We start from the raw sequence: 12,901 nt of genomic DNA on the forward strand, positions 1-12,901 counted from the left end.
GCATGAACATGAATGTCGAGCTGGCGCCGCAGCGCCCGGTGGTGGCGAAGGAGGGCCAGCCTTTGCTGCGCCTGGAAGGGGTCGGCCGCAGTTTCATGGCGGGCGACCGCGAGTTCCTGGCGCTAAAGGATATCGACCTGGAGATCCACGCCGGCGAGCTGGTGGCGATCATCGGTGCCTCGGGCTCGGGCAAGTCGACGCTGATGAACATCCTGGGTTGCCTGGACCATGCCAGCGCCGGCAGCTACCAGGTCGGCGGCCGGGAAACCGCCGACCTCGACGACGATGCCCTGGCCGCGCTGCGTCGGGACCACTTCGGTTTCATCTTCCAGCGCTACCACCTGCTGCCGCACCTGGACGCCCTGCGCAACGTCGAGATCCCGGCCGTGTACGCAGGCGCCCCCCAGGCCGAGCGCCATGGGCGGGCCCGCGAGCTGTTGACCCGGCTGGGGCTGGCCGGGCACCTGGGGCACCGCCCGAGCCAGCTGTCCGGTGGCCAGCAGCAACGGGTGAGCATCTGCCGGGCGCTGATGAACGGCGGCGAGGTAATCCTCGCCGACGAGCCCACCGGGGCGCTGGACACCGCCAGCGGCAAGGAAGTGATGAACATCCTGCTGGAGCTGCACCGCGCCGGCCACACGGTGATCCTGGTGACCCACGACCCCAAGGTTGCTGCCCATGCCGCGCGCATCATCGAGGTCAGCGACGGGCAGATCGTCGACGACCGGCGTGTCGTGCCTGAGGGGGCGTCGGTCGCGGCCGAGCAGCGACCGCCCGGCGAGGCCACGCCACGGCGTCTGGTGGCCAGCCTCGGGCTGTTTCGCGAGGCCTTCAAGATGGCCTGGATCGCCCTGGTCTCGCACCGCATGCGCACCTTGCTGACCATGCTCGGGATCATCATCGGCATTACCTCGGTGGTGTCGATCTCGGCGATCGGGGAGGGTGCCAAGGGTTATGTGCTCAAGGACATCCAGGCGATCGGCAGCAACACCATCGACATCTACTCCGGCACCAGTTTCGGCGACAGCCGCGCCAAGGCCATCGAGACCCTGGTGCCGGCCGATGTCAGCGCGCTCAATGCGCTGTACTACGTCGACAGCGCCACGCCGGTGATCGGCCAGAGTTCACTGGTGCGCTACCGCAACGTCGACGCCGATGTGCAGCTCAACGGCGTCAGCGAGCAGTACTTTCAGGTGCGCAACATTCCATTGGCCGAGGGCATCGTGTTCAGCGCCGAGGACGCCCGGCGCCAGGCCCAGGTGGTGGTGATCGACCACAACACGCGCAAGCGCCTGTTCGCCGCCGGGGTCGATCCGCTGGGGCAGGTAATCCTGGTCGGCAACCTGCCGTGCACGGTGATCGGGGTGACCGCCGAGAACAAGAACCTGTTCGTCGCCGGCAACACGCTGAACGTGTGGATGCCCTACGAGACCGCCGCCGGGCGGGTGCTCGGCCAGCGCCACCTGGACAGCATCAGCGTGCGGATCAAGGACGGCATGCCCAGCAAGCGGGTGGAAGAGGAGGTCAACAAGCTGATGCTGCAACGCCACGGCAGCAAGGACTTCTTCACCAACAACCTCGACAGCATCATGCAGACGGTGCAGAAGACCAGCCGTTCGCTGACCTTGCTGTTGTCGCTGATCGCGGTGATCTCGCTGGTGGTAGGGGGCATCGGGGTGATGAACATCATGCTGGTGTCGGTCACCGAGCGCACGCGCGAGATCGGCATCCGCATGGCGGTGGGCGCGCGGCAATCGGACATCCGCCAGCAGTTCCTGGTGGAGGCGGTGATGGTGTGCCTGATCGGTGGGGTGATCGGGATCGGGATTTCCTACGGGATCGGCTATCTGTTCGCACTGTTCGTCAAGCAGTGGCAGATGGTGTTCTCGCTGGGCTCGATCGTGACGGCGTTCGCCTGCTCGACGCTGATCGGCATCCTGTTCGGCTTCGTGCCGGCACGCAACGCCGCGCGACTCGACCCGATCGAGGCGCTGGCACGGGACTGAGGGTTGGCGCTTTCGCGGGCAAGCCCGCGCCCACAGGATTGGCGTCATGACTGTGGGCGGGGGGCCCGCGAAGGGCCGCCAGGCGGCCGTCAGTGGCTGCGCGGCGCGGCCTCGCAACCATACATCCAGCGCATCAGCGAGTGCCGCCCGCTGATGCCCAGTTTGATCGCCGCGCGGCGCAGATAACTCTCCACGGTACTGATCTTGAGTGCCAGGTGTTCGGCCTGTTGTGGCGCGGTGTGGCCTGCGAGCAGGCCAAGGCAGACCTGGCGTTCACGCTCGGAGAGGCTCGGACCGCTCTGCGCCAGGCGCTCCAGAAAGCGCGCCTGCAGTGACTCCTGTGCCGCTCTGGGCGCTGCCTCGGCAGGCGGACGCAGGGCATCGCCATGCTTCTCCAGCATTGGCAGCAGCAGCGGCGAGATGTCCTCGAGCAGGTTGCGTTCGTCCGGCGAGAAACCCTCCGTGCAGGCCGCGCGCAGCACGGTGATCTGGTAGTGGTAGCCGTTCTTGCGCCGGGCCAGGTGCAGGCATGCCGAGTCGCAGAGGGCGACATCCGGCGCGGACAGTACCGTTTCGCAGAGCAGCGGCGTATCGCTGTCATCAGGGCCGATGCGTGACTGGCAGATATGGGTGGCATCGACGGTCAGTTGGGTACGGATCAGATCATGCAGTCGACGCGGGAAATGCGCGCTGCCGGTGCTGGCGATGGCTTTGCCGATCTGCGGGAAGGGCAGTTGTGTGGGCATGGTGTCGTCCGTGAGTCAGTGATTGCGGGCGCTGCCTGGGTCCGCTGGCAACGTGGAGCGTTTCGAATGCTAGTACAACGATCGAGTGACCGTTGAATGAAACGCATGATGTCATGATAGTGGCTTTGTGGCGGTGGGTGACCCACGTTCCTGCCTGCTGATCATCCCGCAGCGCTGCTGGCCCTGGCTCAGGCGGGTGCGCGGGCGCCTTGCAGGAACAGTTGCTCCAGCGCCTGCGCGGTATTGGCGCTGGCCGCGCGCCCGCGGCGCTCGGCATCGACCATGCCGTAGATCATGGTCATGAACATCTCGGTGAACACCGCCGCACTGATGTCGATGCGCAGCACGCCCAGTTGCTGGGCCCGCAGGAAGAACGCGTCCATGGCCTGGGTATAGGCCAGCCAGCGACGGTCCTCGGCGTTGTTGAGCAGGGTGTCGGGACGGTACTGGAACATCAGGAACACCAGCATCTCCCGGTGCTTGAGGTGTTCGGTGATGAGGTGTCGTATGCCGCTCAGGGGTTCGGCGCGCTCCAGGTCGGCTTCCTGGATGACCTGGTTGAGCACCTGCTCACCATGGTCCTCGAGCAGGTTCACCAGGTTGTCTCGGGTGCCACAGAAGCGGTGCAGGGTGGCTTTGCTGACGCCGGCGGTCTCCGCCAGCTCCTTCAGGGTGGCGCGGGGGTGCACCACGATGGCGTGGGCAAGCGCCTTGAGCAGGCGTTCTTCCTGGAGAGAAATGCGCATGAGCAGGCCTCGGATCTCTGGTAGACGATGCGAAAGATACTCAAGTGTATCATTTGAGACCAAATAATCTCAAAGGGTAACACCAGCATTGCTCCCACGGGTGGCCCCGTGGGAGCGCAGGCGGGTCAGTGCGGCGCGCGGGGGATGGTCTTGAGCAGGTCTTCCGGGCTGATGTGGCCGACCACCTGGGCCACCGCGCTGCCTGGCGTCGGCAGGTCGATGATGTGGTCCTTCATCTTGCCGATCACGTGCATTTCGCAGGGCTTGCAATCGAACTTCAGGGTCAGCACCTCGTCACCCTGGATCAACTGCATCGGCGCGACCTTGGTGCGCACGCCCGTGACGCCCTTGGCCTGTTTCGGGCACAGGTTGAAGGAAAAGCGCAGGCAGTGCTTGGTGATCATCACCGGTACTTCGCCGTGCTCCTCGTGGGCCTCGTAGGCGGCGTCGATCAACTGCACGCCGTGGCGGTGGTAGAAGTCGCGCGCCTTCTGGTTGTAGACGTTGGCCAGGAACGACAGGTGCGACTCTGGGTACACCGGTGGCGGCGTGGTCTGGGCCTTGCGCCCGCCGCGCGGGTGCGCCTTCACCCGGGCCTCGGTCAACGCCTCGATGGCTTCGCGGCGCAGGGCCTTGAGCTGCGAGTTGGGGATGAAGTATGCCTGCGGCGCATCCAGCTCGATGGCGTTGGCATGGTACATCGTGGTGCCCAGCTGGCCGAGCAGGTCGTGCAACTGGTCCAGGGCCTGTTGTGGCTTGTTGGCTGCACCGAACGGGCCGTCCAGGGCCACCTGCACGCTCACGCCTTCCTCGCTGGTGACGGTCAGCGCCAGGCGCTGCTCACGCAGCACGGCCTGCCACTGGACGCCGATGCGACGTTCGGCGGAGGTGCGCTGCAGGGCCTGCTGCCAGTTGTGGTCGAGGTTGCGCGACAACGGATGGTTCGGGCGCAGCTTGTGCAGGCCCTCGGGCATCTCGTTGGGCTCGACACGGTAGCGGTAGCGCTTCTGGCCGTCTTCCTCGGATTCGCTGCGAAGCTCGGCGATGTTGGCCCGGAAGCCCACCACCTCGCGCTTGACCAGCACGTTCAGGCCGTCGCCGTTGGTCAGCGGCACGTCGGTGAGCACTTGCAGGTCACGCTTGCCGACTTTCTCCACCACGCCCACCGGCAGGCCGGTGAAGGTCGGCGAGTCGAACGCGCCGATGTCGATCTTGCGGTCGCTGACGAAGTAGTCGGTGCTGCCACGGTGGAAGGTCTTGTCCGGATCGGGCACGAAGAAGTGCTCGGTGCGCCCGCTGGAGGCGCGGGCCAGGTCCGGGCGGTCCTCGAGGATCGCGTCGAGTTCCTTGCGGTAGTGGGCGGTGATGTTCTTCACATAACCGACATCCTTGTAACGGCCTTCGATCTTGAACGAGCGCACGCCTGCGTCGACCAGGTCGCGCAGGTTGGCGGTCTGGTTGTTGTCCTTCATCGACAGCAGGTGCTTCTCGAAGGCCACCACGCGGCCCTGGTCGTCCTTGAGCGTGTACGGCAGCCGGCAGGCCTGGGAGCAGTCGCCGCGGTTGGCGCTGCGGCCGGTCTGGGCGTGGGAGATATTGCACTGGCCGGAGAAGGCCACGCACAGCGCGCCGTGGATGAAGAACTCGATGGCCGCGTCGGTCTCGGCGGCGATGGCACGGATCTGCTGCAGGTTCAGCTCGCGGGCCAGCACCAGCTGGGAGAAACCGGCCTGGTCGAGGAACCTGGCGCGTTCCAGGGTGCGAATGTCGGTCTGGGTGCTGGCGTGCAATTCGATCGGCGGGATGTCCAGTTCCATCACCCCCAGGTCCTGGACGATCAGCGCGTCGACGCCGGCGTCGTACAGCTGGTGGATCAGCTGGCGTGCGGGCTCCAGTTCGTTATCGTGGAGGATGGTGTTGATGGTGGTGAACACGCGCGCATGGTAGCGCCGGGCAAATTCCACCAGGGCTGCGATATCGCTGACCTCGTTGCAGGCGTTGTGGCGCGCGCCGAAGCTCGGGCCGCCGATGTAGATGGCGTCAGCGCCGTGCAGGATCGCCTCGCGGGCGATGCTGACGTCACGGGCAGGGCTGAGCAGTTCCAGGTGATTCTTTGGAAGAGACATGTCGTTATGGTTCGGGCGGTCACGGTAAGGCGGGCATTGTAGCGGTGAAATGACTTGGCGGCATCCTCAGGGCATCGGGTGGCCGTCATCGTCCTGCTGGAGCGGCCTTGCGCCGAGAGAGGCCGCTCCAGGGGGCAAGCGACGAGCTCCGACGGCTCAGCCCTTGGCCGCCATCGCCGTCACTTCCACGCGCATGCCTTCGAACGCCAGCGAAGCGACGCCCACCGCTGCGCGGACCGGCCAGGGTTTCTTGAAGAAGCGCTGGTAAACCTCGTTGAACGCGGCGCGGTCGGCCATGTCGGTGAGGTAGATGGTCAGGTGCAGCACGCGGTCCATCGAGCTGCCGGCGCGCTCCAGGGCCACCTTGAGTGCCTGCAGGGTGCATTCGCACTGGCTGGTGATATCGCCCAGCGCCAGGCTGCCGTCGGCGTGCACGGGAATCTGGGTGCTGACCAGGATGCCGTTGTACTCGGCCACGTCGGAGGAAATGGAGTCCGCGTCCGGGTCAGGGGTGTAGATGATGTCTGTGTTTGCCATGGAGTGTTCGCCTTGCAACGGAAGGAAAGCGGCAAGCCTACGCGAGCGAAAGGGGCTGGTCGAGGCGGGGCGCTGGTCGCAGGCATTTGAAATGCGCCGCCCGGCCCGGCAGAATCGCGCCCCGACCCGGCCACAGGCGCCGGGCCCTGGTTGCGAGAGAGGCTGCAGTTGAACGAACACAGATTGTCCATGCGCCTGGAGCGCGTGGCGGCCCATGTGCCCGCAGGCGCGCGCCTGGCCGATATCGGCTCGGACCATGGCTACCTGCCGGTGGCGCTGCTGCGTCGTGGCGCGATCGTCGCGGCGGTGGCCGGCGAGGTGGCGCTGACGCCCTTCCACTCGGCCCGGCGCACCGTGCGCGAGAACGGCCTCGGTGAGCACATCAGCGTGCGCCATGCCAATGGCCTGGCGGCGATCGAGCCGAGTGACGGCATCACCGCCATCAGCATCTGTGGCATGGGCGGCGAGACCATTCGCGACATCCTTGAAGCTGGCAAGCGGCATCTTGGCGGCCACGAGCGCCTGGTCCTGCAGCCCAATGGTGGCGAGCAGCCGCTGCGCCAATGGCTGATGGACAACGACTACCGCATCCTGTGCGAGGAAGTGCTGCGGGAAAACCGTTTCGACTACGAGATCATCGTCGCCGAGCGCGGCAGCGCGGTTGCCTATACCGCCGAGCAGCTTTACTTCGGCCCGCTGCTGATGCAGGCGCGTAGCCCGGCGTTCCTGTTCAAGTGGCAGCGCATGCTGCGTCAGAAACAGCAGGCCCTGGCCAACTTCACCCGGGCGCGACAGGCCGTGCCCGAGGACAAGGTGCGGGATATCGCCCGTCAGGCACGCTGGATCAGCGAGATGCTGGCCTGAGGCCCTAGCGCGGGTTGGCCACCTCGGCCGCCACCTTGAGCACCAGCAGGCCGCCCAGCGCGATGGCCACCGCCAGCACTTGCAGAGCCAGGCCCGGGCTGCCGGCGGTGTCGCGCATCCAGCCGATCAGGTAAGGCGCCAGGAACGAGGCGATGCTGCCGAACGAGCTGATCAGGGCGATCCCGGTCGCCTGGGCGCTGCCAGCCAGGAATGCCGGTGGCAGCTGCCAGAACATCGGCAGCGCGGCGCTGGCACCCATGCCGGCGAGCACCAGGCCGCTCATCACCAGCAGCGCATCGCCAGGTGCCAGGCCCGCGAGGGCGATACCGCCGGCCGCCATCAGCAGCGGCACGCACAGGTGCCAGCGGCGTTCGCGGTGACGATCGGAAGAGCGCCCGCAAGCGAGCATGAACAGGCACCCGGCCAGATAGGGAATGGCGCTGAGCAGGCCGACCTGGCCGTCGCTGCCGATCCCGGCGGCATGGATCAGCGTCGGCATCCAGAACGCCAGGGTGTTGACCGCCAGCATCACCGCGAAGTACACCGCCACCAGCAGCCATACCTGTCGATCGCCGAGCAGGCCACGCATCGAACTGATCGGTTTGCGCCGCTCTTCGCCGGCCATTTCTTCGCGTAGCGCGCGCTTCTGCTCGGCATCGAGCCAGCCCACCTGTTCGAAGCTGTCCGGCAAGGCCTTGAGCACCACCAGGCCGAGCAGCACCACCGGCAGCCCTTCGATCAGGAACATCCACTGCCAGCCGCGCAGCCCACCCTGGTCGTGCAAGGCCTGCAGGATACCGCCGGACAGCGGCCCGCCGACCACGCCGGCCAACGGCACGGCAATGGCGAACAACGCGGTGATCTGCGCGCGGCGCCGGGCCGGGTACCACCGGTTGAGCACCACCAGGATGCCGGGGAAGAAGCCGGCTTCGGCCACCCCCAGCAGGAAACGCAGGGCATAGAACCCGGCCGCGTCCTGCACCCACATCATGCCGGTGGACAGCAGCCCCCAGACCACCATCAGGGCGGCGATCCAGCGTCGTGGCCCGACCCGCTCCAGGGCCAGGTTGCTGGGCACGCCGAACAGCGCGTAGGCGACGAAGAACAGGCCGGCGCCGAGGCCGTAGACCGTGTCGGAGAAGCCCAGGTCGGCGCTCATCTGCATCTTGGCGAAGCCGATGTTGATGCGGTCGAGGTGGGCGAACAGGTAGCACACCAGCAACAGCGGCATCAGCCGCCAGGTGATGCGGGCGTGGGTGGCGTGCGAGGCATGCGTGGACGTGGCAGCGCTGGTGTCGATCGTATTCATGGTCCGGGCCGTTCTTGTTGTTGTCCCGGAAGATCATGCGATGGTGCTGGAGGCGGGCAAATGCACTTTCAGCACGTTGGCTGGTATTTTTCCCGGCTTTTACAACTGCGAGCAGTTACCCATCTGCCGGTAGTCGACCTCGCGGGTCTGGCCCTGGTGATCCACGTAGACCATGTGCGCGGTGCCCACCTGGCAGTCGGCGTCGTTGCTGGCCGGGGTGATGGAGATGACCTTGGCGATGTCCAGCGGCATGCCGTACTCGTAGTGGGCGGCGGCGGGCGTGCTGGGGGTGGTGTCGGCGAAGGCGGTGAACGAGGCAAGGCCGCTGAAGAGGGCGATGAAGGCAAGCGAACGTTTCATGACAGGCTCCTGGTTTTACGGGAATGCCTGATGATCCATTCATTTGTGTTTCACAATAAATGGGCTATCCCGTGATAGATTCCTACCTCTGATGCATGAATGAGAGCGCCAACCCCATGGATATGCTGCATGCGATGCGAACCTTCGCCCGGGTAGTGGAGTGCGGCAGTTTCGCCGCCGCCGCCCAGGCCCTCGACATTTCCGCGGCGCAGGTGTCGCGGATCGTCGCCGAACTGGAAAACCAGCTGCAGACACGCCTGTTGCACCGCACCACCCGCCGGCTGCGCATGAGCGAAGCCGGCGAGCGCTTCCTGGAACGCTCGCGGCAGATCATGCTGCTCACCGAGGAGGCCATGGACGAAGCCCGCGGCGCGCATCTAACGCCCCGTGGCCACTTGCGCGTTCACTGCACCCACGGCCTGGGCCTGCTGATGATGCCACTGGTGGCGCGCTACAACGCATCCTGCCCCGAGGTGGTGATGGAGTTGACGCTGTCGCAGCGCAACCCCGATCCGCTGGCCGAGGGGCATGACGTGGTGATCGCCATCGGCCAGGGGTTGCCGGACTCGCAACTGATCGCCATCGCGCTGGGCAGCATTCACAGCATTCTCTGCGCGTCCCCCGACTACCTGGCCCGTCACGGCGTGCCCAAGCAACCGCAGGACCTGCATCAGCACATCTGCCTGCGCACGGTCGATCCGTTGTTCGAGGAGGACTGGTCGTTCGAAGGCAACCCCGACAATTGCGTGATCGTGCCCCAGGACACCTTCCTCACCAATGTCGCCGACGCCATGCTCAAGGCCACCGAACTGGGCATGGGGGTGGGGCTGCTGCCTTACTACTCGGCGAGCCAGGCGATGGAGGAAGGGCGGCTGTGCCGGCTGTTGGCTCCGCACCGCCTGCGTCAGCGGGAGATCTACGCGATCTATCCGTCAAGGCATTACCTGGATGCGAAAGTGCGCACCTGGCTGGATTTTCTCAAGGAGCAACTGCCTCTGCTGTTCGCCGAACATCAGCGGGTGGCGGATGAACCCCGCTACTGGCGCTGATGCCTGTGGGAGCGGGTTTACCCGCGAAGGCCGCGACGCGGCCCCCAGGCTCCCACAGGATCTCTGAGCTCGGCTCAGCGGCTGTCCTGATCCTCGGCTGTCCCTCCTGACGCGCCGGCTCCGCTACCTGTGGCTTCGCCTGTGCTGTTGGAGCCACCGGCAGCGCCATCGGCGGCATCGGAATCGGTGCCGGTGTCGCTGCTGTCGTTGTCTTTGCTGCCGCCGGGGTTGTTGACGCTGCTGCCGTCGTCACCGGCGGTCTTGCCTTTGGGGTGATCGCCCGAGGAGTGCTCGCTACTGCCGCTGCCGTGCATGTCGGTAGCGGCGAAGCTGGCGGTGGAGGCGATGCCCAGGGTCAGGGCAAGCAGCAAAGCGAGGGGGCGGTTGCGGGCCATGGTGAGTCTCCTGTCGGATGAGCTGTCATGGCTTTGGCCGCCGAGAAGGGGCAAGGGTGCCCGCCGGGCGACGGGCGGTCACGCAGGGGCCTTGCGGCCCCCTGACTGTCAGTTGGCGTCCGTGCGGGGCGCCGGTTGAGTCGCCACGCCATCCATCGCGTCCAGGGTCGGGTGTTCCTGCGCCGCCTGCATCAGGTCCTCGGTCACCCGCAGCTCGGCGCCGGTGGGCGAGAAGGTCGCTGTCGGTGCGAACGGCGCGGGGTGTTCCGGCGCCGGCCGCTTGCCGCGGCGCCACAGGAAGAAGCCGACCATGGCCAGGTTGATCACCGCGAACGCCCAGAACAGCCCGACTTCGCCATAGGAGGTCATCATCGGCGAGATGGCCAGCGGCGCCATGGCCGACCCCAGCGAGTTGATCAGCAGCAGCCCCTGGATCATCGGCACCAAGGCATCGGCCGGGGCGCGGTCGGCGGCACTGCTGACCGCCACCGGGTACAGCGCGAACACCCCGCCACCGAGCAGGAACAGCAAGGCCGGCAGCAAGGCAGTGTCCGCCGGCAGCAGCACGATCAGCACTGACAGCACGGTGCACAGGGCGGCCAGGGTGATCAGCACATCCTGGCGGTCCTTGCGGTCGGACCAGCGCCCCACCGGGTACTGCAGCAGCATGGCGCCGAGGATCACCCAGGCCATCATGCTGCCGACCTCGCCGACATCCAGGCCGATGCGCTGCAGGTACAACGGCAGCAGGGCGTAGATCCCGGCGATGGCGACGCCCGAGCCGAAGCAGCCGACCAGGCCGGTGGGTGCAACGCCCAGCAGTTGGCGAGGCTTGAGGGGTTCGACCTGGTCCAGCAGCGGCGATACCCGCGGCAGGATCACGATCGGCAGCACCGACAGGGTGGCGAGCATGCCGGCCAGCATGAACGGCGCGCTGTCGCCCAGGCCGGTGATTTCGCCGAGAGCGGCCTGGGCGATGACCCCGGCGCCATAGAAGGCGATCATGTACAGCGCCAGCAGGCGGCCACGGATCTTGGCGTCACCGGCCAGCAGCAGCCAGCTCTCGATGACCAGGAACACCCCCACCGCGGCCCAGCCGTTGATCAGGCGCAGCACGGCCCACCAGGTGGTGTCGTAGAACAGCCCTTGCAGCAGGATGGTCGCGCCGATCAACGCGGCGAAGCTGCTGTAGGCGCGGATATGGCCGATGCGCAGGATCAGCCGGTCGTTGAATACCGCGCCGAGGGTCAGGCCGATGAAATAGGCCGACGAGACGATGCCGATCGTCGTGGCCGATTCGCCGGCCGCGCCCAGGCGCAGGGTGGTCAGGGAAGACAGGAAACCATTGCCCAGGGCAATGATGAACAGGCCGAGCAGGGGTGCCAGCGCCATCGCCAGCAAACGCGGAGACATACGTACCTCAAGGTTGGAAAACGCCGATATGCGCCTTCTCGGGCGTGCGCCGCGGGATGTGCGACCTTGGCAAGATTCAACCGCTGGGCCTGTTGCGAAGGCCGGGCGGGGGGGCGGTTGAGCCTGTGGCACATGCGCGATGTGGTGAGGCACGGACGCGTTCTTTGCGGGCGGTTGCCACCGGGTAGGGCGACGGGCGAAAAGGAGGCGGAATTTTACGGCCTGTGACGGATTTGCCAAGGGGTAGCGCCCTGCGACGAGAGGCCGCAGGGCAGACGACGTGGTCGCGAGGGCCGGCGGTCACCGGCCCTTGGCTGTCCCTCAGCTGGAGGGCTGGTCGGCGCTGCTGTCTGTCTGTTGGGCCGTGGTGGGGGTTCCGGCCTCGCCCTTGGCGACCTGCTCGGCCGCCTGCTGACGCTGCAGCGCCCATTGCTCGCTACGCTCCCTGAGGCGGTCGGCGCCACCCTCGGCGAAGGCGGAAGTGGCCGAGATCGCGGCCAACAGGGCCGCTGCGCATGCGATGGTCTTCATCACTGGGTCTCTCTCATCTAACCTGAAAACCGGCCGCAGGGCGGCCGGGCTGAGGCAAGGATGACGCGCGGATATTTTCCCAGGATTAAGCGATCGCTCAGCGGGTGAGCAGTTGCTCGTGCGTCCAGCCTCGTTCGGTGAGCACCATGGCACGGGTTTCCTCGATCGGCTTGGCGATGCTGGCGACGGCCAGGTCCAGGCCGGCGATGCTGGCCTGCACGGTGGCGTCGCCGGTCCAGGCCGGCAGGTCGGTCACCTGGTAGCTGTAGGTGACCTGGGCCTGTCGACGACCGCCGTGTTCCGCCGGCTCGTCGAAGCGCTTGATGGCGGTGACCTGCGCCTTGCCGAAACACAGCCCACCGGCATTGCCGCCATCCTTGGTCTTGCGGGCGTCGGCCTTGAAGTAGCCGCGCCCCTCGTCGGTCAGGTCGTAGGCGTAGTAGATATCGGTACGCGCCGGCTGCCACAGGCGCTCCGGGACCTCGGTGCGGGCGATTTCGCGCTCGCTGACCACGCCGACCTGCGCCAGGGCGTGCAAGGCCTTGTTGGTCCCTTCCACGTCGAAGTCGCGGGTGCGGGTGGGGAAGTTGCTGATCACGAAGCAGTGCGGATATTGGGTGTCGAGGTAGGCCTGTGCTGCCTGGCGCAAGTCGGTGTCGCTGGGCTGCCGGTCGTCGGAGCAGCCGAGCAGGGTCGCCAGCAGCAAGGCCGGCGGTACGAGCTTCCTGTTCATCGTAAGACTTCCTTGAGTTGCCAAGTGCAGGGTCGCGCGCCGGCCGGGCTGGCGCGCGACGAGATTAGAACCCGCGAGCCAGAGCG

13 protein-coding genes are annotated in these 12,901 nt (G+C 66.5%); 3 read left to right on the forward strand and 10 right to left on the reverse strand.

All coding sequences use genetic code 11. The annotated features are described in order from the left end of the window. The first annotated feature begins 2 nt into the window (after positions 1-2). On the forward strand, positions 3-2,006 hold the full coding sequence (locus tag N7422_RS09090; protein WP_279806242.1) for a MacB family efflux pump subunit: 2,004 nt from the start codon (positions 3-5) through the stop codon (positions 2,004-2,006). Positions 2,007-2,095: 89 nt separating this feature from the next. Here N7422_RS09090 and N7422_RS09095 read toward each other — a convergent pair whose 3' ends face one another. The 4 genes from N7422_RS09095 to N7422_RS09110 all read right to left on the reverse strand — a co-directional run bounded on the left by N7422_RS09095 (position 2,096) and on the right by N7422_RS09110 (position 6,161). Further along, positions 2,096-2,752, reverse strand: coding sequence for a helix-turn-helix transcriptional regulator (locus N7422_RS09095; RefSeq protein WP_279806243.1), 657 nt, complete (start codon positions 2,750-2,752; stop codon positions 2,096-2,098). 188 nt (positions 2,753-2,940) lie between these two features. Continuing rightward, complete coding sequence (locus N7422_RS09100; RefSeq protein WP_279806244.1) at positions 2,941-3,498, reverse strand: transcriptional regulator; 558 nt, start codon at positions 3,496-3,498, stop codon at positions 2,941-2,943. 125 nt (positions 3,499-3,623) lie between these two features. Then, entirely contained in the window at positions 3,624-5,624 is a 2,001-nt protein-coding gene (locus N7422_RS09105) for a U32 family peptidase (RefSeq protein WP_279806245.1), read from the reverse strand. A gap of 156 nt (positions 5,625-5,780) precedes the next feature. After that, positions 5,781-6,161 carry a RidA family protein gene (locus tag N7422_RS09110; protein ID WP_279806246.1) on the reverse strand — a complete coding sequence of 127 codons (381 nt, stop codon included), beginning with the start codon at positions 6,159-6,161 and terminating at the stop codon, positions 5,781-5,783. Between the two features lie 168 nt (positions 6,162-6,329). Here N7422_RS09110 and N7422_RS09115 point away from each other — a divergent pair, with 168 nt between their 5' ends. Continuing rightward, complete coding sequence (locus tag N7422_RS09115; protein ID WP_279806247.1) at positions 6,330-7,025, forward strand: tRNA (adenine(22)-N(1))-methyltransferase TrmK; 696 nt, start codon at positions 6,330-6,332, stop codon at positions 7,023-7,025. 4 nt (positions 7,026-7,029) lie between these two features. Here N7422_RS09115 and N7422_RS09120 read toward each other — a convergent pair whose 3' ends face one another. Continuing rightward, positions 7,030-8,334 carry an MFS transporter gene (locus tag N7422_RS09120; protein WP_279806248.1) on the reverse strand — a complete coding sequence of 435 codons (1,305 nt, stop codon included), beginning with the start codon at positions 8,332-8,334 and terminating at the stop codon, positions 7,030-7,032. Positions 8,335-8,433: 99 nt separating this feature from the next. Then, a complete protein-coding gene (locus N7422_RS09125; protein ID WP_279806249.1) occupies positions 8,434-8,694 on the reverse strand; it encodes a DUF2790 domain-containing protein in 261 nt (86 codons plus the stop codon). A 116-nt stretch (positions 8,695-8,810) separates the two neighbouring features. On the opposite strand from N7422_RS09125, the gene N7422_RS09130 reads away from it, so the two are divergent. Next, positions 8,811-9,743 (forward strand): LysR family transcriptional regulator, encoded by a 933-nt coding sequence (locus N7422_RS09130; RefSeq protein ID WP_279806250.1) that lies wholly within the window; start codon positions 8,811-8,813, stop codon positions 9,741-9,743. Positions 9,744-9,817: 74 nt separating this feature from the next. Here N7422_RS09130 and N7422_RS09135 read toward each other — a convergent pair whose 3' ends face one another. The 4 genes from N7422_RS09135 to N7422_RS09150 all read right to left on the reverse strand — a co-directional run bounded on the left by N7422_RS09135 (position 9,818) and on the right by N7422_RS09150 (position 12,815). Continuing rightward, entirely contained in the window at positions 9,818-10,138 is a 321-nt protein-coding gene (locus N7422_RS09135; protein ID WP_279806251.1) for a hypothetical protein, read from the reverse strand. 108 nt (positions 10,139-10,246) lie between these two features. Continuing rightward, positions 10,247-11,551: an MFS transporter gene (locus N7422_RS09140; protein ID WP_279806252.1), complete on the reverse strand. Its 1,305-nt coding sequence runs from the start codon at positions 11,549-11,551 to the stop codon at positions 10,247-10,249. A 321-nt stretch (positions 11,552-11,872) separates the two neighbouring features. After that, the gene (locus N7422_RS09145) at positions 11,873-12,082 is read right to left on the reverse strand and encodes a hypothetical protein (protein ID WP_279806253.1); all 210 of its coding nucleotides are present in this window, start codon (positions 12,080-12,082) and stop codon (positions 11,873-11,875) included. A gap of 97 nt (positions 12,083-12,179) precedes the next feature. Beyond that, a complete protein-coding gene (locus N7422_RS09150) occupies positions 12,180-12,815 on the reverse strand; it encodes a hypothetical protein (protein ID WP_279806254.1) in 636 nt (211 codons plus the stop codon). Positions 12,816-12,901: the final 86 nt, after the last annotated feature.

Origin of the sequence: Pseudomonas sp. GD04091 (assembly GCF_029836165.1) — a bacterium.
Taxonomy (GTDB): domain Bacteria; phylum Pseudomonadota; class Gammaproteobacteria; order Pseudomonadales; family Pseudomonadaceae; genus Aquipseudomonas.